The sequence below is a fragment of the Pseudoalteromonas sp. CR1 genome (genome assembly GCF_019392235.1).
Classification (GTDB): Bacteria; Pseudomonadota; Gammaproteobacteria; order Enterobacterales; family Alteromonadaceae; genus Pseudoalteromonas.
Map to the genome: position 1 here is coordinate 115307 of NZ_JAHXRM010000002.1, position 23132 is coordinate 138438.

General features: G+C 38.2%; 28 protein-coding genes. 12 read left to right on the top strand and 16 right to left on the bottom strand.

Translation table 11 applies throughout. The features are described from left to right. Positions 1–100 precede the first annotated feature (100 nt). Positions 101–1393 carry an anti-phage deoxyguanosine triphosphatase gene (locus KZZ04_RS03435; RefSeq protein WP_219421800.1) on the top strand — a complete coding sequence of 431 codons (1293 nt, stop codon included), beginning with the start codon at positions 101–103 and terminating at the stop codon, positions 1391–1393. An 89-nt stretch (positions 1394–1482) separates the two neighbouring features. On the opposite strand, the gene KZZ04_RS03440 is transcribed toward KZZ04_RS03435, so the two are convergent. Then, entirely contained in the window at positions 1483–3642 is a 2160-nt protein-coding gene (locus KZZ04_RS03440; RefSeq protein ID WP_219421801.1) for a prolyl oligopeptidase family protein, read from the bottom strand. 156 nt (positions 3643–3798) lie between these two features. Here KZZ04_RS03440 and KZZ04_RS03445 point away from each other — a divergent pair, with 156 nt between their 5' ends. After that, positions 3799–4113 carry a DUF962 domain-containing protein gene (locus tag KZZ04_RS03445; protein ID WP_219421802.1) on the top strand — a complete coding sequence of 105 codons (315 nt, stop codon included), beginning with the start codon at positions 3799–3801 and terminating at the stop codon, positions 4111–4113. A gap of 84 nt (positions 4114–4197) precedes the next feature. On the opposite strand, the gene KZZ04_RS03450 is transcribed toward KZZ04_RS03445, so the two are convergent. From KZZ04_RS03450 to KZZ04_RS03460, 3 genes are all read right to left on the bottom strand, one after another. Continuing rightward, complete coding sequence (locus KZZ04_RS03450; protein WP_219421803.1) at positions 4198–5244, bottom strand: branched-chain amino acid aminotransferase; 1047 nt, start codon at positions 5242–5244, stop codon at positions 4198–4200. Positions 5245–5406: 162 nt separating this feature from the next. Next, positions 5407–6459 carry an acyl-CoA desaturase gene (locus tag KZZ04_RS03455; protein WP_219421804.1) on the bottom strand — a complete coding sequence of 351 codons (1053 nt, stop codon included), beginning with the start codon at positions 6457–6459 and terminating at the stop codon, positions 5407–5409. After that, entirely contained in the window at positions 6456–7499 is a 1044-nt protein-coding gene (locus tag KZZ04_RS03460; RefSeq protein ID WP_219421805.1) for a ferredoxin reductase, read from the bottom strand. Before KZZ04_RS03460 ends, KZZ04_RS03455 begins: the two co-directional genes overlap by 4 nt. Before the next feature lie 405 nt (positions 7500–7904). Here KZZ04_RS03460 and KZZ04_RS03465 point away from each other — a divergent pair, with 405 nt between their 5' ends. The 6 genes from KZZ04_RS03465 (at position 7905) to KZZ04_RS03490 (ending at position 12219) form a co-directional block, all read left to right on the top strand. Continuing rightward, the gene (locus KZZ04_RS03465) at positions 7905–9068 is read left to right on the top strand and encodes a PQQ-dependent sugar dehydrogenase (protein WP_219421806.1); all 1164 of its coding nucleotides are present in this window, start codon (positions 7905–7907) and stop codon (positions 9066–9068) included. Positions 9069–9211: 143 nt separating this feature from the next. Further along, complete coding sequence (locus tag KZZ04_RS03470) at positions 9212–9391, top strand: DUF6435 family protein (protein WP_219421807.1); 180 nt, start codon at positions 9212–9214, stop codon at positions 9389–9391. A 447-nt stretch (positions 9392–9838) separates the two neighbouring features. Then, positions 9839–10279 (top strand): hypothetical protein, encoded by a 441-nt coding sequence (locus KZZ04_RS03475; RefSeq protein WP_219421808.1) that lies wholly within the window; start codon positions 9839–9841, stop codon positions 10277–10279. Positions 10280–10484: 205 nt separating this feature from the next. Next, entirely contained in the window at positions 10485–11018 is a 534-nt protein-coding gene (locus KZZ04_RS03480; protein ID WP_219421809.1) for a DUF6817 domain-containing protein, read from the top strand. Positions 11019–11044: 26 nt separating this feature from the next. Beyond that, positions 11045–11539, top strand: a complete 495-nt coding sequence (locus tag KZZ04_RS03485; protein WP_219421810.1) for a hypothetical protein — start codon at positions 11045–11047, stop codon at positions 11537–11539. Positions 11540–11823: 284 nt separating this feature from the next. Continuing rightward, the gene (locus KZZ04_RS03490) at positions 11824–12219 is read left to right on the top strand and encodes a hypothetical protein (protein ID WP_219421811.1); all 396 of its coding nucleotides are present in this window, start codon (positions 11824–11826) and stop codon (positions 12217–12219) included. A gap of 33 nt (positions 12220–12252) precedes the next feature. Here KZZ04_RS03490 and KZZ04_RS03495 read toward each other — a convergent pair whose 3' ends face one another. The 7 genes from KZZ04_RS03495 to KZZ04_RS03525 all read right to left on the bottom strand — a co-directional run bounded on the left by KZZ04_RS03495 (position 12253) and on the right by KZZ04_RS03525 (position 17114). Continuing rightward, a complete protein-coding gene (locus KZZ04_RS03495) occupies positions 12253–12708 on the bottom strand; it encodes a GNAT family N-acetyltransferase (protein ID WP_219421812.1) in 456 nt (151 codons plus the stop codon). A gap of 22 nt (positions 12709–12730) precedes the next feature. Further along, positions 12731–13321, bottom strand: coding sequence for a DUF2238 domain-containing protein (locus KZZ04_RS03500; protein WP_219421813.1), 591 nt, complete (start codon positions 13319–13321; stop codon positions 12731–12733). A gap of 101 nt (positions 13322–13422) precedes the next feature. Further along, entirely contained in the window at positions 13423–14214 is a 792-nt protein-coding gene (locus tag KZZ04_RS03505; RefSeq protein WP_219421814.1) for an SDR family oxidoreductase, read from the bottom strand. Positions 14215–14232: 18 nt separating this feature from the next. Next, positions 14233–14736 (bottom strand): DUF962 domain-containing protein, encoded by a 504-nt coding sequence (locus KZZ04_RS03510; RefSeq protein WP_058404361.1) that lies wholly within the window; start codon positions 14734–14736, stop codon positions 14233–14235. Between the two features lie 88 nt (positions 14737–14824). Next, entirely contained in the window at positions 14825–15226 is a 402-nt protein-coding gene (locus KZZ04_RS03515) for a hypothetical protein (RefSeq protein ID WP_219421815.1), read from the bottom strand. 267 nt (positions 15227–15493) lie between these two features. Next, positions 15494–16162, bottom strand: a complete 669-nt coding sequence (locus KZZ04_RS03520; RefSeq protein WP_219421905.1) for a Crp/Fnr family transcriptional regulator — start codon at positions 16160–16162, stop codon at positions 15494–15496. A gap of 10 nt (positions 16163–16172) precedes the next feature. Further along, the gene (locus KZZ04_RS03525; RefSeq protein WP_219421816.1) at positions 16173–17114 is read right to left on the bottom strand and encodes a LysR family transcriptional regulator; all 942 of its coding nucleotides are present in this window, start codon (positions 17112–17114) and stop codon (positions 16173–16175) included. A gap of 114 nt (positions 17115–17228) precedes the next feature. Between KZZ04_RS03525 and KZZ04_RS03530 the strand changes: the two genes are divergently transcribed. Continuing rightward, positions 17229–18176, top strand: a complete 948-nt coding sequence (locus KZZ04_RS03530; protein WP_219421817.1) for a sodium-dependent bicarbonate transport family permease — start codon at positions 17229–17231, stop codon at positions 18174–18176. A gap of 33 nt (positions 18177–18209) precedes the next feature. Here KZZ04_RS03530 and KZZ04_RS03535 read toward each other — a convergent pair whose 3' ends face one another. The 4 genes from KZZ04_RS03535 to KZZ04_RS03550 form a co-directional block, all read right to left on the bottom strand. After that, positions 18210–18737 (bottom strand): M23 family metallopeptidase, encoded by a 528-nt coding sequence (locus tag KZZ04_RS03535; protein WP_219421818.1) that lies wholly within the window; start codon positions 18735–18737, stop codon positions 18210–18212. A gap of 146 nt (positions 18738–18883) precedes the next feature. After that, entirely contained in the window at positions 18884–19291 is a 408-nt protein-coding gene (locus tag KZZ04_RS03540) for a hypothetical protein (protein WP_219421820.1), read from the bottom strand. Positions 19292–19607: 316 nt separating this feature from the next. Beyond that, a complete protein-coding gene (locus KZZ04_RS03545; RefSeq protein WP_219421822.1) occupies positions 19608–20012 on the bottom strand; it encodes a hypothetical protein in 405 nt (134 codons plus the stop codon). Between the two features lie 185 nt (positions 20013–20197). Beyond that, positions 20198–21010, bottom strand: a complete 813-nt coding sequence (locus tag KZZ04_RS03550) for an alpha/beta fold hydrolase (protein WP_219421823.1) — start codon at positions 21008–21010, stop codon at positions 20198–20200. A gap of 226 nt (positions 21011–21236) precedes the next feature. Between KZZ04_RS03550 and KZZ04_RS21160 the strand changes: the two genes are divergently transcribed. The 3 genes from KZZ04_RS21160 to KZZ04_RS03565 all read left to right on the top strand — a co-directional run bounded on the left by KZZ04_RS21160 (position 21237) and on the right by KZZ04_RS03565 (position 22461). Then, positions 21237–21365 carry a S24 family peptidase gene (locus KZZ04_RS21160; protein WP_257903531.1) on the top strand — a complete coding sequence of 43 codons (129 nt, stop codon included), beginning with the start codon at positions 21237–21239 and terminating at the stop codon, positions 21363–21365. Positions 21366–21433: 68 nt separating this feature from the next. After that, positions 21434–22087: a hypothetical protein gene (locus KZZ04_RS03560; protein WP_219421825.1), complete on the top strand. Its 654-nt coding sequence runs from the start codon at positions 21434–21436 to the stop codon at positions 22085–22087. Between the two features lie 86 nt (positions 22088–22173). Next, a complete protein-coding gene (locus KZZ04_RS03565; protein ID WP_219421827.1) occupies positions 22174–22461 on the top strand; it encodes an HNH endonuclease in 288 nt (95 codons plus the stop codon). Positions 22462–22489: 28 nt separating this feature from the next. Here KZZ04_RS03565 and KZZ04_RS03570 read toward each other — a convergent pair whose 3' ends face one another. Beyond that, complete coding sequence (locus tag KZZ04_RS03570; RefSeq protein WP_219421829.1) at positions 22490–22855, bottom strand: hypothetical protein; 366 nt, start codon at positions 22853–22855, stop codon at positions 22490–22492. Between the last annotated feature and the right edge of the window lie 277 nt (positions 22856–23132).

Below are 23132 nucleotides of genomic sequence, written 5' to 3' on the forward strand. Positions count from 1 at the left end.
AGCCACTATATAAACGCGAATTACAAAAATATGTTCATTCGCAATTTATAAGTGCATGGGTATACTAAGCACTAAACAGGTTAAATAGTGGTTTAGCAGTATGGACAAAGTTTGGCAAAGTAGAATAATAGAGCAATATAAACACAGACCTAACGACAACCGTTCACCTTGGCAGGTTGACCGCTCAAGAATCATTCATGCCGCTGCGTTTAGGCGCTTACAAGCTAAAACACAAATTATGGGGATTGGCCTAAACGATTTTTATCGTACCCGCCTTACCCACTCGTTAGAGGTGTCACAAATTGGCACAGGTATTTTAAGGCATTTAAAAGCACAGCACAGTGATTTTAGCCATTTCCCATCAACCGGTTTACTCGAAACACTTTGCCTAGCTCACGATATTGGCCACCCACCCTTTGGCCATGGGGGTGAAATTGCCCTCAATTATATGATGCGAAACCATGGTGGCTTTGAGGGAAATGCACAAACCTTACGCATTGTTGCCAAGCTAGAGCCTTACAGTAATGGGTATGGTATGAACCTTACACGCCGAACATTACTGGGGTTTATTAAATACCCAGCGTTTATAAACGAGTTGTGGCACACCATACCTGATACTCATAACACACGTGCGTTTATTAAAGCCGATGATTGGCGCCCAGCAAAAGGGTTATACCAAGACGACGCACACATATTTAACTGGATTGTTGAACCATTAAGCCAAAACGACAAAACACTATTAAACACCCACGCAACAATAGATAAACACCGTGCCAAAACGCTATATAAATCACTCGACAGCGCCATAATGGAACATGCCGACGACATAGCTTACGCCGTGCACGATTTAGAAGACGCCATTGCAACTCATGTTTTAACATTAGATGACTGGCAAACACATGCATTACCTCACTTGCAAGCGCTTAATTTTGACTGGCTAAATAGCTTACTTGAAACGTTAACATCTCGACTTTTCTCAAAAAATGATTTTGAACGAAAAGACGCCATAGGTGAGCTGGTGAACACCTTCATCATTCATATTCATTTGGACATACAACACGAGGCATTTGAATGCCCTATTTTAAAATACACTGCCAAGCTGCACCCAGAGTATGAAAACGTGCTACAAATACTCAAGCACTTTGTATTTCAACGCTTAATTCGCGACCCTGAAATGCAACAAATTGAGTTTAAAGGGCAAAACTTACTCATTGAATTGTTTACAGCGTTTGCAAGCGATCCGCTTCGTTTATTACCCGAAACCACGCAAGCACAGTATATTGAAGCGCAAAAGCACAACCAAGGTATGCGCATTATTTGTGACTACTTAAGTGGCATGAGTGATGAATACGCATATAAAACCTATCAGCGATTATTTTTGCCAGTGCAGTAGTCAAGCATTAGGTCTGTTGAGGAGCCCAACATAAACAAATAAGCCGAGTAAATTTACTCGGCTTATTTATTTTTAAACGTATGCGCGTTTTATAACTCTTTAACGCCCATGTTATATAACGTAAAACCAAACATATCTGCGTATAAATCTATAACCTTACTGGTTGGTGTACCTGCACCATGGCCTGCATTAGTTTCAATGCGGATCAGCGTAGGGTTGTCACCGGCCTGCTTAGCTTGTAATTCAGCGGCAAATTTAAATGAGTGTGATGGCACCACACGATCATCATGATCACCGGTTGTTACCATAGTGGCTGGATATTCAACGCCTGCTTTAACATTGTGAAGTGGCGAGTAAGCTTTAATATATTCAAACATTTCTTTATTTTGCTCACTAGTACCGTAATCGTATGCCCAACCAGCGCCCGCTGTAAATGTATGGTAACGAAGCATATCAAGTACGCCTACGGCCGGTAATGCAACTTGAAATAAATCAGGGCGCTGTGTCATAACCGCACCGACTAATAAACCACCGTTTGAACCACCGCGCAGTGCTAAACGTTTTTTAGACGTGTACTTTTTATCTTGTAAGTACTCTGCTGCTGCAATAAAGTCATCAAACACATTTTGCTTTTGCATTTTTGTACCGGCATTGTGCCAATCTTTTCCATATTCACCACCACCGCGAATATTTGCAACGGCATACACTCCACCTTGCTCCAGCCACAGCGCGTTAACGGGACTAAAACTTGGCGTCAAACTTACATTAAAACCACCGTAACCGTATAAAATAGTCGGGTTTGAACCGTCTAGTTTTATACCCGTTTTATAAGTGATGATCATCGGCACTTTAGTACCATCTTTTGAGGTATAGAAAACTTGCTCAGAGGTGTAATCATTACTATTGAAATCGATTGCCGATTCACGATAGACCTTTGACTCGCCAGTGCTTACATCAAACGAAAAAGTAGTCCCTGGGGTTTTATAGTTAGTAAACGAGTAATAAAGCGTTGTTTGATCTTTTTTACCGCGAAAACCACGTGCACTCCCTACGCCTGGTAAACTAATTTCACGGATTAAATCACCTTGCTTGTTGTATTGCTTAACCTGCGAAATTGCATCCACCATGTAATTAGCAAAAAAGGTATTCCCGCCTTTGCTTAGGTTAAGTACGTTATCGGTCTCTGGAATAAAATCGACCCAATTTTCAGGCACCGGATTATTTGCATTAACCGTAACCACTTTTTTGTTTGGTGCGTTTAAATTTGTAACTAAGTAGAGCGTATCGCCGTCGTTATCAATCACAGAAGTATCTGAGTCTGCGTTACCTACAACAGTAATAAAATCACTGTTTTCTTTACTTAAGTCTTTTATAAACAGCTTGTTTCCAGACGTTGAAACACTGGCCGAAATTAGCAAGTATTTGCCATCATGTGTCACATCGGCGCCAACGTAACGATGCTTTTGCGCCTCGCTGTCACCAAATACAACGCGGTCGTCATTCTGTGATGTACCTAAAGCATGGTAATACACTTTATGTTGATCTGTTTTAGCCGACAGCTCACTGCCTTTTGGCTTGTCGTAGCTAGAGTAGTAAAATCCTTCATTACCTAGCCAATCAATACCACTAAATTTCACATCAACTAAAGCTTGCTCTACTTGCTCTTTAGTCGTTGTATTAATAACGATAATTTTACGCCAATCACTACCACCTTCAGATACTTGATACGCTAATAAACTGCCATCTTCAGAAAACGACAAACCCGACATAGACGTTGTGCCATCGTCACTAAATTTATTAGGATCTAAAAATACCTCAGGGGCATCATCACCTTTGCTACGGTATAAAACAAACTGATTTTGCAAGCCGTCGTTTTTGTAAAAGTAGGTGTAACCGCCCTCTTCAAATGGCGCACCTATCTTTTCGTAATTCATCAGTTTTTCAAGGCGTTCCTTGAGCTTATTTCTGTAAGGAATTTGTTCTAAGTATGAAAAAGTAGCCGTATTTTGAGCGTTGACCCAATCAGCAGTCTCTGCACTCATATCATCTTCTAACCAACGGTAAGGATCGGCAACGTTTTCTCCAAAATAGGTATCAACTACATCCCCTGTTTTGGTCTCGGGATACACCACTGAGTTAGCTTTATTCATAGATAATTTTACTTCTTTTTGATCCGACGTATGGGTGGGCTCTGAACAGCCACTCAGTGCTAACAATACAGCACAGGCAAGGGTACGTTTAAATAACATAATGTGTATTCTTTTTATTTATTAAGTAGTAGTAATAACTTATGAGTTTTTTAAGCTTATGTCTATTAAGATGCGTTAAGTGCCATTTATCGCTGTAAACAAGTGTAAACTTACGCTTTAATAGTAAAAACATACAATAAAAATAAAGCGTGATTTATGGAAAAAAATGAGCCTAGTTTCAACAGTTTTAAAGCTTTTTACCCTTATTACTTAAAAGAGCATCGCAACGTAACCTGCCGCCGTTTGCATTTTGTAGGTAGCCTATTGGTACTTTTGGTCATTATTAGCGCATTATTAAGTCAAAAATATGCGTTATTGTGGCTATTACCCGTAATTGGTTATGGCTTTGCATGGGTGGGACATTTCTTTTTTGAAAAAAACCGCCCAGCCACGTTTAAACACCCATTTTATAGTTTGTGGGGAGACTGGGTTATGTTTAAAGATATATTAACCGGAAAAATAAAATTTTAATAACGTTACCAGCACCAAAAAGCCACCTTAATTAGGTGGCTTTGTGGTTACTTTATATCAATTCGCTTAATAGAGTATTAAACGCTAAACCACTTTAGTTAACCAACCATGTGTATCTTCTGATTTACCCCATTGAATGTCGTTCAATGCTTGGCGCAGGCGCGCGGTTGTTGGCCCAGGCTCCCCTGTGCCCACTTTGTATTCTTTATCGTTATGAATAAAAGTACCCACAGCCGTTAATACCGCGGCAGTACCAGAAAGCGCAGCCTCTGTACCTGGCTTTGCAGCACGCTCTAAAAGCTCAGTGACTGTAAAATTACGTTCGCTAACCGTCATGCCTAAATCTTTAGCAATCGTTAAAATGCTATTACGCGTTACGCCGTGTAAAAAAGTGGAGTCGAGCGCTTTGGTTATAATTTCGTTGCCATCAATCAAAATAAAGTTGGCAGCACCGGTTTCTTGTACGTCCCCACCTGGGCAAAATAATATTTGGTCTGATTGATACTGCTTGCGAGCTGCGCTAATTGGACCAAGCGCACTGGCGTAGTTACCGCCACTTTTAACCATGCCCATATGAGGTGCACAGCGCATACCATCTTCTTCAAGTAAAACACGTAGTGCCGTTGCACCACCGGCAAAATAATCACCAACGGGCGAAAGTAAAGTGTATAACAACGAGCTCATTGAAGGTGCTGCCGCCTTACCAATTGCCGCTTCTGTGCCAATATGTGTTGGACGAATATACATAGACCCAGGCGGTAATGGAGTTTCATCTGCATATTGGCGCACAATATCAATAATCATCGTTTTAAGCATATCGCCATCAAAACTTGGTAAGCTTAAAAGTGCAGAACTTTGCTGCATACGGGCTATGTTTGCATCCATTCTAAAAATATAAACAGACCCATCGTCATGACGAAATGCTTTTAAGCCCTCAAAACAGGTGCTTGAATAATGAAGAACGTGTGCACCAGCATGAAACTCAAGCTTATCGCATGGAACAACCGAGGTTTCGCTCCATTGATTATCTGAAAAACGAGCTTGAATCATCTGCGGCATAAACACAGTACCAAATGCGGCCATTTTAATCTCTCTTGTGTGGTCTATTTTTCTCCATTGTATGACAATCATGCATCATTTAACCATAGCTAAAGTAACGGATTTTTAATTAACAATAAGAAAAAACAACACTCACTGTATGTTAATTAATCATAACAGCAAAAAACCGGCATGTGCGCTAACACAGGCCGGTTTATGTTTTAAATTTTTAAAGCGCTTTACGCAGCCCTATCGCTATTTAAACGAGTATCTAATAATTCGCTTTAACACCGAGCCATATTGTTTAAAAAATCCGCCAGTATGGTAATCAATGCCGTGTTTTTGCATAACCGCTTGTACCTGAGGTGCCACTTCTTGATAACGTGACGACGGCATATCTGGAAATAAATGGTGCTCAATTTGGCAACTCAAATGCCCTGTTAAAATATGAAACCAATTTGCTCCTTTAATATTAGACGAGCCCAATACTTGACGATAATACCACTGGCCTTGTGTTTCATTTATACAGTCTTGCTCTTTAAACGTTTCGGTGTCTTCAGTAAAGTGGCCGCAAAATATAATTGTCGATGTCCATAAATTACGCAGTAAATTTGCTAATAAATTACCCGCTATCACCCACAAAAATAAAGGCCCTGCTAATAACGGAAATATCGCATAATCTTTAATTAACTGCCTAGCGCCTTTGCTAAAAAAGCGCTGTTTTAATGTGGTATGCGACACCTGTCCTTCACGGTTTTCTTTCTTTTTACCCATAAAAACGCGCTCTGCTGCTAGTTCATGGTACGACACGCCCCACTGAAACATCACACTTAAATTTATATAAGTAAAAAACTGCCACACATTTTTAAAGCGCCATTTGAAATCATCACTTAAGCGCAGCAGTCCATAACCAAAATCACGGTCTTTGCCAATAATGTTAGTGTATGTATGGTGCTCAAAATTGTGAACCCGATGCCAACTTTGACCATCGCAGGCTATATCCCATTCATATTGCTGAGAATTAAGCTGTTTGTCGTTCATCCAGTCGTATTGCCCATGCATAACATTATGGCCAATTTCCATATTATCGAGTATTTTAGCCAAGGCCAGTAACAAAACACCTGCAACCCATAGTAAAGGCTGAATAAATCCAAGCATTAATAATATTCGCCCGCTCCACTCACATAGCCTTTGCTTTCGAACGACAGAGCGAATGTAGTCAGCATCTTTTTGCCCTACTTTGGCAAGCGTATTCATTTTTATGGTATCTAAATCGCTTGCAAGCTGGTCAAAGTTTATATTTTTCATAATTGTAACTCCAAGTCACTCACAGGTTGGCTTATACAAAGCTGGATTAATTGCTCGCCGTTGTCTGACATTTCACCTGTTTTTAAATTACGTACAATTCCTGATTTTTTAATACATTGGCACTGATGGCAAATACCAATTCCGCAGCCACGTTTTACCGGTAATTTTTTAGCTTCAAACTGGCTAAGAAGTACATCATTGCCTTCAACAATGTGAGCTTGGCTGTTCACTTTTACAGTAAACTGATCTTCATTGTTTACTTGGGGTAACGCTAAGCCAAACGCTTCTTGGTAGTAATTAAGATCATGTTTTTTAGCAAACTCTTGCACTGTTTGCATAAAACCTAGTGGCCCACAGCAATATATATCGGGATTGTCCCACTGTTTAATATTGCTGGTAATGTCGCTCGACTGCTCACGTGTTAACAATAAAAATGAAAAATGACTAAATTGTGTGGCCAATTCGCGCAACTCATCAACACATTGGTGCTCGCCTAATTTTGCGTAATACACCAAATTTACTGCTTTGGTTGTTTGCGCTAAGTAATCGTCAAGCATTGCTAGCATCGGCGTTATACCAGACCCACCAGCTATCAATGTGGCGGGAGTATGTGTATTTTTAAATACAAACTCACCCGATGCAGCCGATATATTGCACCATGTACCCGCTTTAGCTTTGTTGTTTAATAGCCCGGTAAATCGTCCTTGTTTGCTTGTTTTAATTAACAAACGTATAAATCCCGTTTCGTTGAAATATTTAACACCTGAAGCAACTGTAAAAACGCGCGTTAATAATCGTCCATTCATTTCAATGGTTAAGCTAATGTGTTGCCCTGCGGTATGCGCAGGCCATTGCCTGCTTGGTTTTAGCTGCAAACTCAAAAATTCACCATTCAATGATTCTGAACTAATCAGTTGTGCTCTAAATTGCCCTGCACGCCAAGCAGGTTTGAACACTTGCATTATTGGCTCTATGTAGCCTGCAAACGTTTGATGGTGTAAAAACCACGTTGAAAATTGATTTAATGCCTGCGTCAACATTCTAATAAAATCTCTATATTGGTCTATTGCTCAATGGTTTGTACAAACTGGAGGGTTAGCACAAATCAGAACCTTAATTATTTGAGCATACAAGTGTAAGCTCAAACTTCAGCGCACAAGTGTACGCTGAAAATTTAAGTTTTCAACCCTATTAGAGTATTTATTCCACAATTTAGTTAAAAAAATTCGAATGAAAAACAAACTAATCAAAATTAATAAACGTATTTGTAAACTTACTTTAAAAGTAAAAATAGACTTTACTAATTGAGCTTACTCATTTTAAAAGTTCGCGGCTAACATAGGTAACTAGATAAAAGTAATGGCATTTTTCACTTGTCGCAACACTTAGCAAATTTTTACTGCTCGTGCTAACGGAACTCTAATTTGATTAATTTTGGAAATATCATGGTCAACATAAAATCAAAAAAATATACATATTCTGTTAAAAGCGCCGCGCTAACGGCTGCTTTATTAGCGCTTCCTGCTATGCCAGTCAATGCAGTAGATTTTAAAGCGCTGTCGAGTTTGCCACTAAATGTAAAAACAATAAGCGTTGCTGAGGGTGTGACTATTCCTTGGGCAATAGAGGCATTACCAAACGGTGATTTATTAATTACCGAGCGAAGTGGAAAACTATTTTTATTACGTAAAAACACCTCAACGCTTACTCAAGTAAAAGGATTGCCCGATATAGATGCTAACGGCCAAGGCGGTTTACTTGATTTAGCACTGCATACCGATGATAAAAACAACCAATGGCTTTACCTTACTTACTCAAGCGCTGAAGGCAAAGGCAGTGGTAGTAACACTGCATTAATGCGCGCAAAATTAAGTGATGACCATACTAAGCTATTAGAGCCACATTTTTTATACAAAGGTGAGCATAATAGTACAAAAGGCCAACACTACGGCAGCCGTATTGTGTTTGATAAACAAGGCTATGTTTATTTTTCGATAGGAGATCGTGGTTCTCGCGACATCAACCCGCAAGATCTTACTCGCGATGGAGGTAAAATTTATCGCCTTCATCAAGATGGCCGTATTCCAACTGATAACCCCTTTGTTAAACAAGCCGATGCTAAACATGCCGTATGGTCTTACGGACATCGAAACCCGCAAGGCATGTGGTTTGATACAAAAAATAATGTACTTTGGGCTCACGAACATGGCCCCCGAGGCGGTGACGAGCTTAATTTAATAAAACCAGGATTAAACTACGGATGGCCGGTAGTTAGCTATGGCGTAAATTATAGCGGCACGTCATTTACAGACCTGCAAACAAAGGAAGGCATGCAATCGCCAACATCACAATGGACACCATCTATTGCGCCATCAGACATGCTATTTGTCACCAGCGACAAGTACCCTAAATTAAAAGGTAAAGTGCTTTTATCGTCGATGAAGTTTTCGTTTTTAAGCGCACTTACGCTTGAAAAAAACACGTTAAAAAGCCAAGAAAAAATATTAGAAGGCATTGGCCGCGTAAGAAGTTTAGCCCAAGGTGCTGATGGTTATATTTATTTAGGCCTAGATGGCCAAGGTATTAAACGCCTAGAGCCTGAGCTATAAAGCCGTTTAGTAACCGCAGCATAGCAAATAATTCGTTTACCTTGTTTTAATTTAATAAGGTAAACGCCTTACTGCTAAAAGAACTTTTTATCGCTTTGTAGCGTATGGTAATGCAATCACTTTTATAAAATTAAGCGAGTCCCATGTTTTCGATATTCAAATCAGACCCAACAAAAAAATTACGTAAAGAGTACGACGCCAAATTAGAGCAAGGCATGCAAGCTCAGCGTAAAGGCGACATAAAAAGCTACGCCATGCTAAGCGAAGAAGCCGAAAAAATCTGGAATGAAATAGAAGCGCTTGAGGCTAAAAAATCAAAATAAATTCGTACTAAACGTGTTTGCCCGCTTCACAAGCAAGTAGACGCGTTTAGTAAATAATTCATAGCCTCCTTTTTACAGCTTCCACCAGCAAAAAATCTACCTTTATAATTGCCTTACACGAATAATTGTATTTAAAACGGTTACTTATATTATCGCTGCCGTCCTTTTAGTGGCAGTAAAATAATTTTAAAAGGCCTTTAGTTTTCATTTTAAATTTTTAATGACTGCATTTACTAAAGCGAAGGCGTTTTTTCTCCTAAGTCAGAAAGTGAGGACACTTTCCCCTTTTCTGCCTGTTGTTAAAAGTGCTATGGTCAACTATATCCGACTTAAAGTTTAATACTCGCAATGTGTTACAGGATTTGTTATTAATATTAAATATAAATAAGAGGACATACATTCCTCATAAAAAGAGGAAAGTGTCCTTTGATAAAGTTGTTATGTGCAATGAAACATCTTCTGTTATTTACCATTTTATTTTTAACTGCTTGCACGACCACAATTGATGTGACCAAGAAGTCATACGTTCCGCAGTTTTTGGGCCAAGCAACGACAACAAAAGACCTATTTTTATGCTTTAATGAGCGTAATAGCGATTTGGGAAGCGAACTAATACAAAATAATGGCTTTGACCAATGCCCTATTTATGAGCATGTAACTGCGTTACCTGTGGAAACTGAAATAGAGTTGATTAAAGTAGTGAAGCATACTCAGGGAGTGATTTTAAGAATGGACCAATGGTTTGTACTTGGGCGTTATGATGATACTGATTTTTACTATGACCTCGGTTGGATTCAGTACCATGACGGCTCTTTATTTCACAGAAAAGACAATCAAGTTCCGTGGCAAATGTTGCATATAAGAAACGCATCAAGCGGACAAAAATGAAAAGCAATTTTCGCCGCTTAAGCGGGTGTTGAGGATGTAGAATTACTCTTTTTAAAGAAAATCGGCGTGTTTTATGGGTTCCAAATGCATTACCTAATGCTTTAAAAGCGCTTAGAGTTAATTACAGGAGCTCGTTTTTTAATTGAAATTGGCTGTTGGAGTTATTCTACAGTCTCGTTATGCGGCCTAAAGGAAATTGATATTTATGGATAAATTTGGAATGCTGCAAGAGCTTGGTGCGGGTGATTTTCACCACCTCAATGGCTCATTGGAAGCACACCTAAAAGGTACTGAGAAAGTTCTAATTAACTGGGGTAGTAGCGAATTACTTAAAATCGCAGGCCTCTTCCATGCCGCATATGGAACAGCGGGTTTCGATGAAAATATGGTGTCGTTAAGCCAGCGCCAAGAAATAGCGCGGATTATTGGTAATGATGAAGAAGCATTGGTTTATTTGTATTGCTCATGCGACCGAGACTATGTATTCCCTCAATTTGGCAAAGTGCTAGAAATCCAATTTAAAGACAGGTTTACTGGTTCAACATTCACACTAGACAATGCAATGGTGAAATTGTTTTGCGAGTTAACCGTAGCTAACGAGCTAGAGCTTGTTTCTAGCAGTGAAGAGTTCAAACTTAAATATGGTGCTGAGCTATTTGAACTGTTCCAAGGTATGGACATTTATTTAAGCCCTGGGGCTAAAAATGCGTACAAATCTGCCTTGTCGAATTTCGCATAAATAAGCTGTTAAACAAGGAAAGTGCAGTGAAAAAACTCATCATTATTGTCTTGTTCCCTGTAAGTGTTTTGGGTGTTCTCATTTACTCATTCCTTAATCAAGAATTCGGATATCACCTTCATTACATTGGCCAGAAAGACACAATAAAAGGCTCATTAAGTGAGTTATGGTTAGAGTCTTGTCCTGACATTCCAGAAAATGATGCTGAGCCTAATTCACTATTAGGTGCAGTTGTAGCAGGCCGCGAGATTTTAAATACAAAATTTCATTATGTTCTGAGCACAATGGTTAATTGTGGGGCTGACATTGAGCAAAGAGATAGTATCGGTTTTACAGCTTTACATGCTGCAATTTTGTACTCTGATCCTATTGCAGTTAAAAAATTGTTGGATCTTGGGGCAAGCAAAGATACCAAATTAAGCCACGATGCAGCCAAAAAGTATGGAAGTATTAATTCCTTAAGTTTTGCTACTCTATCTAAAAATCCAAACCAAGAGATATTAGAATATTTGGCAAAGTAGCCTTAGCAAGAGCACCAAGGCTCGTAAACTCGCTCGGACAATTAACAATGGGCTATTGTCGCAGCGCTCAATAATTTTAGCCCATTATTAATAGCTGCTTATGCGGGCGTTGAAGCTCTAGAATTACTCATTTTTAAGAAAATCAGCCTGTTTTATGGGTTCCAAATAGCATTACCTAATGCGTTAAAAAAACTTAGAGTTAATTACAGCAACTTTTTTAAATTTAGTTTAGCTGTTGGAGTTATTCTACAGTCTTGTTATAAGCCCTAAATAGAATCGAGTTTATGTCTCTGTTAGTTTGTAAAAAATGTAATTCAACAATTACCGCAAGGATTAAAACGCCCAACGCTAGGCAACAAAATTATGTTTGTCCTGTTTGTGGTACTTCAATTAATACATTTAAGATTATTAATTATGTAATTGGTCTTACTGTTTTGTTCACGCTTTGGTTTATTTCATTTTTCTCTCATCATATAATTGAGGGGAACTTTTGGTTTAACCAAGAGAATCAATTATCATTAATAGCCGTTATTGTACTAGTAACCTTTATTGGCTACGTTACTTACAGACGCTCCAAGGAAGTTGAAAAATCTAAAAAGTGGGTGCTCTTTGGTAGTATTGCAGGCGTATTACTTTTAAATGAAATTCATACAGCAGCCTTAAGAGTTTGGGGCCTATAAGGAGGTTAAAATAAACATTGCTCTTCCCCCCGCTTAATTAGCCTCACTATTATCTTCATCATACACATTTGCAGGATTAATTTGCATTAGCAGTGCGGGGTTTTCAACTGGTTTAAACCCATATTGCGCATATAAGCCATGCGCATCAGAAGTGGCTAATAAAAAGCGCCTGAGGCCTTGTAGCTCAGGGTGTTCTACTATTGTTTTAATAAGTAACTTGCTGAGGCCACGCCCTTGTAGGTGCGGGATAATAAATACATCTGCCAAGTAGGCAAAAGTAGCGTTGTCGGTAACTACCCGTGCAAAACCAACTTGCTCGTTATGAGCGCTGTAAACGCCAAAGCACATTGAGTTATCAATCGCTTTTTGCATCACACTTTTAGGTATGCCTTTTGCCCAGTAGCTATTAGCAATAAAGTTATAAATAACGTTAAAGTTCAGCTTAGACTTGTCTGTACTAATTGAGTAGTTGTGAGGTTGTTGAGTCATTTTTAACTATCCAGTGAAGTATTTAATAGTTTTTTACATACTTTAACTGTGTATCGTGCAGTTTTGAAAGCAACAGTAACGAACAAATAGCGCCAAATAACGCTAATGCCATATCAGACTGTGTATCCCACACATACCCTTGCGTCTCTAAAAAAGCCTCAGCGTTTTCACCGGTCAGTACTGCCACCCACCATTCTATTAATTCGTAAAACGCACTAAACGCCAAACTGACAGATATAACAAATAAAGTTAACCAACCTCGGCCATTCACAACCTGCTTTCGTAGCAGTATTTCGCGCGCTAGCAAAGCAGGCACAAACCCTTGAAAAAAGTGCCCTACTTTGTCATAGTTATTTCGCTCGCTGCCAAATAAATTATCAAATAAAGGTACTTCTGCGTAGGTATAATGACCACCCACCATCAGCACAATACAATGCACTAAAATAAAAAAGTACAATAAAGAGGTTAATTTAAAGTATTTGTACGTGCTTGCTATAAGTGCTAATCCAATCACTGCGGGGATAACTTCAAGCAGCCAAGTAAATTGATCTTTAGGGTTAATGCCAGACCAAATTAATACACCAAAAAAAAGGCTAAGCCATGCAAATTTCACGAGTATCCTTTCCTTATTTATTTAATTTTAATACAGTCTACCTTTTCAATATTAACAAAACTACCACCTGTTATTGGCTCAATTAATAGTAAACAGTACTTTTATCTGTAGTTAGTTTTAGCCGTTAACCGATTAAATAAAGTAGGGAAAAACCGTTTTATTGTTGGCGCCCAACCACTTAACCCTTGCCCTACAATAACTTCGTCTTTTTTGTTGGCAATTGCTTTTATCATTTTTGCAGCAGCATCAGATACTGCCATGCCGTTTTCAATTGATTCTTCAGGTTTATTTTGTGCGACGCCATGCTCGTTTAACGAGTTATGTGCAATCGCTGTTTTTATCGAACCTGGGCAAATAGTTAAGCAATGAATATTGTGTTCAGCCACTTCCGCCCGCAGGCAATCCATAAATCCTACAACTGCATATTTTGAGCCTGAATAACCCGTTCTAAACTTTGAGCCAACTTTTCCTGCCACACTACTAATAGCCACTATTGAACCGCTTTTTCTGGCAACCATTGAGGGTAATATTGCTTTTGTCAGTGCTATTAAACCAAAATAATTAACCTCCATCAGCTGGCGGTATACATTAAAGTCGTTTTCTAAAAATAAACTCCGCTGAGATACCCCGCCATTATTTATTAAAATATCTATGGCGGGTATGTCATCAATTTGTGAATTCACCGAGCTAAGCACTTGCTCTGGGTTTGCTAAATCAAGCGGTATAATTAAATGTCCATCAGCTTCAAGTGTTGCTTTTATCTCAGTGAGCTTTTCAACATTGCGGGCAGATAAAATAACGCGTGCGCCTAACTTTGCAAATTGAACGGCAAGCTCTTTACCAATACCTGACGATGCGCCGGTGATCCACACTGTTTTATTATTAAAATCCATTTGCACCTCTTTACTTTATTACGCTTTTGTTGGTCCAGCTATCGCATTCACTTCGTTTTCAAGCTGTTTGTAAAATCCCATTAAAAATAATAATTCAACGGTTACGTACAATGGGCCAATAATTAAACCTATTAAATCATCAACAAACGCAGGCTTTTTACCTTCATAATAATGCCCAATAAACTGCAGCACCCAACCAAAAACAAATACCCCCACGCCAATGCTTAACCAAGGCCAAAAAGCCATAGCCGCGATTGGCTGCGCCGCTAAAAGTAATAAAGTAAACAAAACGCCCATTATTAAGCCAAGCGACACACTTAACATTAAGTAATACACCACGCTTGCAAAAACAAAAAGCTGTGCACCATCAATAAGTAAGCTGCCCAGGGGTAACTGAATACGCGCTAATAAGCACAGCACCGCAAATACAATAAGCGGAATACCAAAAAAATGAGTTAAAACATTGCGTTTAGAGCGGTGGTATAAACCATACTTGCCCAATTGTTGTTGAAGTGTTTGCATTGTGTATTCCTCTATAAAGTTTTAACTAAAAACTGAACATAACAAATAAAAGCGTAGTAACAATGTCACCTACCCGACACTTACAAAACTAAACCAACGCTGAAATAATACGTCCCTTTTTCCACTCTGGTTGACTATCCATTCTTTCGCGCCCTTTTTGATACTCCTGTTCAAGCATTTTTTGAAGTTCATTCATTTTTTTATTAATTGAATCGCTGTCAGCGCCTTGCTTTTGTAACTGCTCAGATAACGCTTCTATTAATGCTTTTATCTCGGCTATTTTGTCTTTATCGATACCTAAACGCTGGTATACCAATGCCTCTTGGGCATTTTGTAAAAAGTTATTAGTAACCTTTGGCCCATTTAACGATTTCTCTTCTTTGGTGGTCTGTTGAATAGGGACATCAATTGCCGCACGGTTACTTTTTAATGCCGTATTAGTGTCACTCACATAGCTACCATGTTGATTTATAAAGGGAATTATCATCACTAGCTTAAATCTATTGCCGCAAAGTATTACTTGTAGCAATTTTAGTTCCAACAAAGAGCACAAATAAACTAGTCTAAAGCTAGGGTTTATTGATCTTTTATGGTTGAATTTTCAGCGACCTATTTGGTATTTAGGTAAGGTAAAGCTAAGCAACCAACACTCTGGTTAAACCATTTTGAATGTGTTTTTATCTGGCTAGTAATTTTTAATTCAACGCAGTCAGCGCTAAAAAAACGGCTTATATAGGCTTATTGTTCATCGCTCAAGTTAACTAGCAAGCGCCTGTAGTTTACGTATATCCAACACAGTAATGCACTGATACCCCAAACTTATGGCATTTATTTTAACCAGCTTTTGTAGTATTTGATTTATGGTTTGCCGTGTTAAATAGGTCATATCCGCTAATTGTTGTTGAGACAATGCCAATGGCGCTGAAAAATTGGTTTGCTCACCCAGCATTAATAATCTGTTACATACCTTTTGCTCTGCACTGTGCAATGCATGATCTTCCATTGAAGAAAACATAAGGCGTAATTTTTGTGCCAATAGTAAACCAAACTCCTGCCAATACTCAGGGTGTTTACCTAATAACTGCTCCAGTGAGCGTTGTGGAACGAAATATAGCTCTGCATTAGTTTGCGCGTAAACGTCATGGGTTCTTAAGCCTTTATCAAATAATGTTACTTCACCAAACCATAGTGACGCATCAATGAAACTCAATACGGCCTCTTTTCCATTACTATTTACGCCACTTATTCGCATAATGCCACTTAAAACAACGTATATTCCGTTGTGAGGGTCACCACGTAAAAATAATGACTCATGCGCATTAAGGCTTATGCATTTGCCATTAGCTAACAAAAACTGTTTTAAGTGCTCACACCGGCTAGCAAACCATGGCCCCTTTTCAATAATGTTGATTTGTTTTTGTGTTATTGCGCTCATTTTAAATCCGTAATTTATCTAACTCGTTTCTCACCCATTGTGAGCCAAGATATTGCTCTAAATGCTGCTGTGCAAATTTTAAAAAGTTTCGCGCCGCATGCGATATATGCCTGTCGGTTCGCATAACAAAATACCAATGGCTTGCCAAATGAGTGTCGGTAACAGTTAATACCTTAAAGTTTGCATCGTCTTTTGCAAGCACGTGACGAGATAAAACAGCGATTCCCATGCCCGACGATACCGCAACTCTAATTGCTTCATTACTGGCCATTTGTACAGAATCGCTGAGTACTAAACCACGACTTTGTAGCTCGCTTTCAAATAACATGCGTGTTGCCGAGCCATTTTCGCGTAATAAAAATCGGTATTGCATTAAATCTCTAAGCTTTAATGACTTTTCACTGGCAAGAGGATGATTAACCGGCACAATAAACTCAAGCGGATTATGTAAAAAACGTGCAGCTTGCGCATGTTCAAGCGATGGAGGATGGCTGAAAACATAAATATCGTCTTCACCTCGCTCAAATCGATCAAGCACTTCTGCACGGTTGCCTATCTCAAGAGGAAGCTCTACATGCGGGTGCAAATTACTATAAGGCCCCAACAATTTGGGCAAAATGTACTGCGCGGTGTTGACCATGGCTATTTTACACCTGCCGCGCTCTCCGCCATTGAGCTCTGTTAAGAAGTCTTGGTAGTCTTCAAAATGCCCAAATACTTGCTGGCAGGTTTTAAAAAGCGCTAACCCAGCCTCTGTTACATGCAGTTTTTGTTGCTGCATATGTATTAATGGCTCGCCTATGGTTTCTTGTAAGCGCTTTATTTGCAGCGAAACAGTGGGCTGAGTTAAGTGCAAGCGCCTCGCGGTTTCACTAATTGAACCTGTTTTTACTACGCTCATAAATACTTCGAGCAACCTAAATGAAATATGTCGTAAATCCACAACGCCCACCTATAGATAATTACCTATACCTAACTGGTATTTATTTTATTATTTACTATACAAAGTTTTAAATACAATAGCGCTACTTAATTTCATATTTAAAAGGAAAAAGGTGTGCCTGATATAGTTGTTATGTTTTTTATTTTAGGATTAGTAGCAGGAATATTACGCTCTGATTTAACCATTCCTAAAGCAACGTACGAAACGCTAAGCTTATTACTCATGCTAACTATTGGTTTAAAAGGCGGCATGGTACTTCATGGTAATTTAAGTTGGCAGCTACTACCAGAAATGGGCACAGTTATGCTTTTAGGCGCACTTATTCCGCTACTGTTATATCCCATTTTAAAATACGTTATTAAATTATCGGTGGCCAATAGCGCCAGTATTGCAGCGCATTATGGCTCGGTAAGTGCCGGTACTTTTGCGGTTGCGTTAGCGTATGCCGAATCTGCAAATTTAGCCGTAGGCGCTGAAGTAACACTCTATTTAGTCATGCTGGAACTTCCCGCTATCATTGTTGGCTTATTACTTTACCGCAAGCTTGATAAAGACCCTGGCCAAACAAGTTCACTCTCATTAAAAGCGCTCTGGCACGAAACCCTTACTAACAAAAGTGTTATTTTATTGGTCGGTGGTGTAATTATTGGCATGATGTACGGCACATCACAAGGCAGCCAAGTTACCAGCTTATTAACAAGCAGTTTTAAAGTAGTCCTTGCCTTATTTTTACTAGAAATGGGATTAGTAGCTGCACAAACACTTCGCCCTTTCCCATGGCAACATTGGAAATTAGCCACTTTTGCTATCATTACACCGTTATGTTTGGGCACACTAGGTGTAGGTGTAGGTACTTTATTAGGATTAGAACTTGGGTCAGTGGTTATATTGGGTAGCTTAGTAGCCAGTGCCTCATACATTGCAGCCCCTGCTGCAATAAAAGCCGCTATTCCCAAAGCAGATATAGGCCTTGCCATGCTTAGCTCGCTGGGTGTTACTTTTCCGTTCAATGTAATAGTAGGTATTGGCCTTTACCACCAGCTTGCCGTCGCTATTCAATAGCTAACATTTAGCGCGGTGACTTGCCACTGACCATTAACGGTTAACCAGTTTTGTATGTGGGTTGATATAAAACATTCTTTTCCAACCTTGGCTTTCATTTGTTGCAAGCCAAGGCAGTGGAAATAAAGACACAATTGAATAATGAACATGAGGTGGCTTACCGACTGCATTTCCTGTGCTACCCAGTAAGCCAATATTTTCATTTAGCTTGACAATGTCACCTTTACTTACAGTGTAGCTATTTAAATGTGCTAAATAATGAATTCGCCATTTAGGCCCAAGTATAACAACCACCTTACCGCCTCTTTTGAGCTCGCCACTAAACACAACAAGCCCGTTAACGGGTGCAACAACATGCGTATTTTTCTTACCAAATATATCAATACCTTTATGAACCCCCGACTTACCCCATAGCTCATACCAAAAAGTAGCATGATTCCAATCGTTGTGTGTTGCTCCTAATACGGGATTAGCTATTTTTTCAGGCAAAGCAAACACGGCGAGTACTAGGGTTAATATAATAATGACTAAGGTGAGCAGTAATATTTTTATGGGTTTCAAAATAGGGCTTATTTTTGAGTTAAACAATTAAATGTATTATTAATCCGCAATTATGAATAGATGATGAGCATTTTAAAAAGCAAAGAACACAAAAAAGCCGATGCAAGATTACTCTAACATCGGCTTTTTCACTATGGTAATACTTATTATAAAGAAAGCTCTTCTTTAGCACGTGTTAAATTATGCGACACCATTGTGCTATTAGACATTGATTTAGCTTCGTATAAATCAGCAAGACCAGCTGTTTCGTTGTTAGCTTTTAAACGCGCTATACCGCGGTTGCTTAACGCGAATGAAGTCAACTGGCGTACTTTAAATCGAGGTGCATCAGCATCTTTTAAAAGTGCGATAGCTTTAGTACAAATTGCTTCAGCCTGTGCGTAGTTTTTTGACTTAACATTAAGTGCGCAGCTATTAAATGATTGCTCAAGTGGCTGCGGCGCAGTTGCAGTTTCAATAACCATTAATTTGTAGTCACTTGAATCAGCCATTACAGCTGCAGAGCAAGTTAATAATGAGCCAAGAGCGATGGTTTTTAAAAGTGTACGTTTCATGGTTTGCCTTTCCTAATTAAGTGAGTCGTGCTTGTTGCCGACAACTGAACTTTAGAGTAAAAGCTCAAACCTCACAAACGATAAAAACAAACTCAATAAGTGAATAAAATTAACCTATAGACTTTAGTCTAATAACCTTAAAAAAATATCTCGATTATTTAATAAATTACATTTTATAAACTATGACTAAAAATAACGCTGTGGTTATAAAAATAGGATTAAAACAACAAAAACTATAATGATACCAATACAAAAAAGCCCCAGCAGGTTAAACCTAGCTGGGGCTTTTTTTAAACTTGCCGCTTGCTAAAGCAGCTTATAAAGAAAGCTCTTCTTTAGCGCGATTTAAGTTGTGCGATACCATAGTGCTGTTAGACATTTGGTTAGCTTCGTACAAATCGGCTAAAGCAGCTGTTTCGTTATTTGATTTTAAACGCGCTACACCACGGTTACTTAATGCGAATGATGTAAGCTGGCGTACTTTAAAACGTGGTGCGTCTGCATACTTTAAAAGCGCAATTGCTTTAGTACAAACTTCTTCAGCTTGTGCATAATTTTTAGACTTAACATTAAGTGCACAGCTATTAAATGATTGCTCAAGTGGCTGTGGCGCTGTTGCAGTTTCAATAACCATTAATTTGTAATCACTTTGATCAGCCATTGCAGCAGCTGAACAAGTAAGTAAAGAGCTAAGAGCGATAGTTTTGATAAAAGTTTTCATGGTCGTAGTCCTGTTTGGTTAAGTCGTGCTTGTTGCTGACAACTTAACTTTAGAGAATTACCATCAAACCGACAAACGATAAAAACAAAACCAATAAGTGAAGATAATTAACCTATAGACTTTAGTCGAATGCCGACCATTAATTTCGCAGATTGACATCTATCAAAACAACCAAAAATTTAAACTTATTGAGTGCGTTCAAGTAACTTAACTATTTGGGTTACAACCATTTCTGGCTCATCTTTTTGCGGGTAGTGATAGCTTTTATTTGTTATTACTATTTCACCTTGAGGAAATGCATTAGCCCATTTTGAGTGTAAGTCACCCCACATTTCACGCGCTTTGTCAGTAAAAAATAATATAGATGGGTTTTTATACTTTTTAACTGAGGCGATAACAGTCACGGGTATATCAGCAATTTGAGGGTAATCAGGTAGCGGGCGTTTTGTCCAAAAATCTAAATACTGATTCGACATGCCATTTTTCATGTCATCAAGCTTTATTACTGCAATTTCTTTTTCAGCGCGTGGTAAATCAATCGCGCGCATAATATCTACATCATGCTCTGATGCAGGCTCAATTAACATCAATGCTTTGATATTTTTAGGGTATGTTGCAGCAAATACACGCGCGATATAAGCCCCATAAGAGTGCGCAACATACACAACAGGCTCTTTTATTTTCAGTGCTTTAAGTAATAACACAGCCTCAGCTGCATATTCTTCAGAGCTGTAGTTTTTCTTTATTTGCGCAGAGCCACCATTACCAATACGAGAATACCGTATAACTTTCGCGTGCTTGGTAAGTGACTCAAACACAGGATCCCAATCACTTAAACCAGCAGAGCCGCCCGCTTCAAGTAAAATAGTATATTTACCTTCACCTACTAATTCGTACTCTACATCAAAGCCATTTATTTGAACCTTAGCTAGCCCAGCTAAAGCACTAGTAGATACAAAAAATGAGTAATAAATAATAACTTTTATTAATAATTTCATTGTTATAAATAGGAAATGTCATTGAAATATTCTTACAATATTAAGCATTTTTATGTATAGTTCCTAGTAATATTAGGTACAAAGAAAATTAGAGCTGTGAGTTTAAAAGGAATGAGCATGAAGCCGAAGTTTGATGAGGCTGATATGGGTTTTGTAGACCTTGAAGCAAAATATTTTTTCGGTTCGTACTTAATAAACCCCAAACGACAACCAAGCTACATTTAAGTTGCTCATCATCGAAGGTGGCCATAAATTCCTAAAAGCCACAAACCCCAACTGGCCTGAAAAGCTAATTCCAATTAATGGTAATTGCACGTTGGTAGGAAAAGTTATATTTACGGGAAAGTCTTTATAAACAAGGAACTGTTATGTACAGCTATTTTAAGGTACTAAGGATTAAAGCTAGATTGCGTGGTGTTAAATATGAATAAAATAAAAGACTTTTTCATTAACCGCAGTAACTGGTTTTACTTTAAGGTTATTTCTCTTGTATACATTGCTGGTCTTATAACAGGAATGATGGCTCCTCAAGTTAGTTTTAAAGATCAACCATTAACGGATTGGATTGTCGCTCTTTGTACAATAGGTATTCTTCTTATTGCCTTTAAAACTAAAAACCAATGGTTAAAACAAAAAGACTTAGAAAACCATGCTGAGTTTACAAAAGCTTTCTATCAGTGCTTTCTATTAAAAACTAATATGGTTGAACCAGTAAAAATTGAATTCGATATTAAAAGTGAAATTGAGGATTTAAGGAAAACGAAGTATAAATATCCAACTCCAGAGTTGTATCAAATAGATTTAGAAAACAAGCAGAATGAACTCAAACAACATAAAGAAGATTATAAAGCCCTTTACTTGGAATCAGATCAAGCAAAAGAAAAAATGCTTGTTACGGCTAGTGTAATTAGATTCCATAGAAAAGAAATTAAAGACATTTCAATTTTCTTAGCTACTTACCAAATGAAGGATATTATTAACGACTTTGAAAAGTTCAAGAATGAAATAAATAAAATTTACTTGGATATTCAACGAATGTATTTTTCTGAAATAGAATTAATCCACCTTCCAGAATAAACATTGGAAATATTAGTTTGTGCTTAAATGTTCGCTAATTTCTAAGAAAGCCCACATTTGCGGGCTTTTAATAACAATTACAAACGGTGATTATCCAGCAACACGAACGTATTTCTTGGATTGCTGAGCATGCAAAAAGATTGGTGAAAGGTTTGTGTCAGCTATATAATCAACCGGCACATTTTAAAAACATATCGGGTGAACCATATCTAGAAACTCATCATATTATTTGGCTTGCTAAAGGTGGTAAAGACACCATAGCCAATACAGTAGCTCTTTGCCCTAATAGCCAAAGAAAAATGCATATTCAAAATGTAAAAAAAATACAAACATTCCAGGCGAAATGTTCGAATACTCAAAATCCATCAGATTGATAGTATTAAGTTATCGTATTTATTATAATTAATTATTTAAGAATTCATTATCTAAATCTTTGTCAATATTATGACTAGGATCAACGCTTGGCCTTCCTCTGTTATCAAAGTTTCTAGCATAACCACCAAAACATTCTCTACTTTTTTCAATAGGAGCTGGCTTGTAAACTGCAGCGACATGCTTTATCGATTTAGGCTGATTAATTAACTCCTGGCGATTTGGACTCACTTTTTGAACTTTGGCTTTAGGAGGGTTGTTTATTTTAAAGTACTGATTCATTCTAAATTCTAACTTTTTATCTGCATGTATATATTTAGAAATTAGATCTGACTTTCGCTCCTCACTCAATCCTAACTCTTCTAATTTTTTTACTAAAGCCTTTATATTCTTCATAAAATTACCTACAGAGTGTAGTTTAATTAATTATTCTTAACATATATTTTATTATTTGGGAATTTTTAATTCTATCCTAATAGCTTTATCTATTAACTGGCAATAAAGCTTATACCCTTCTACCTGTTCTTTATTCAATCATGTTTGTTATATACGGCCATTACTTCTCGCATTTTGTGGCCTAGCATTTTTTGGTTACGTGCGGTGGTACACCATTTTCACTAAGCAAAGTTGCTATTGTTCGGCGGGCATCATGTGGTAGGAACTTGGGCGTTTT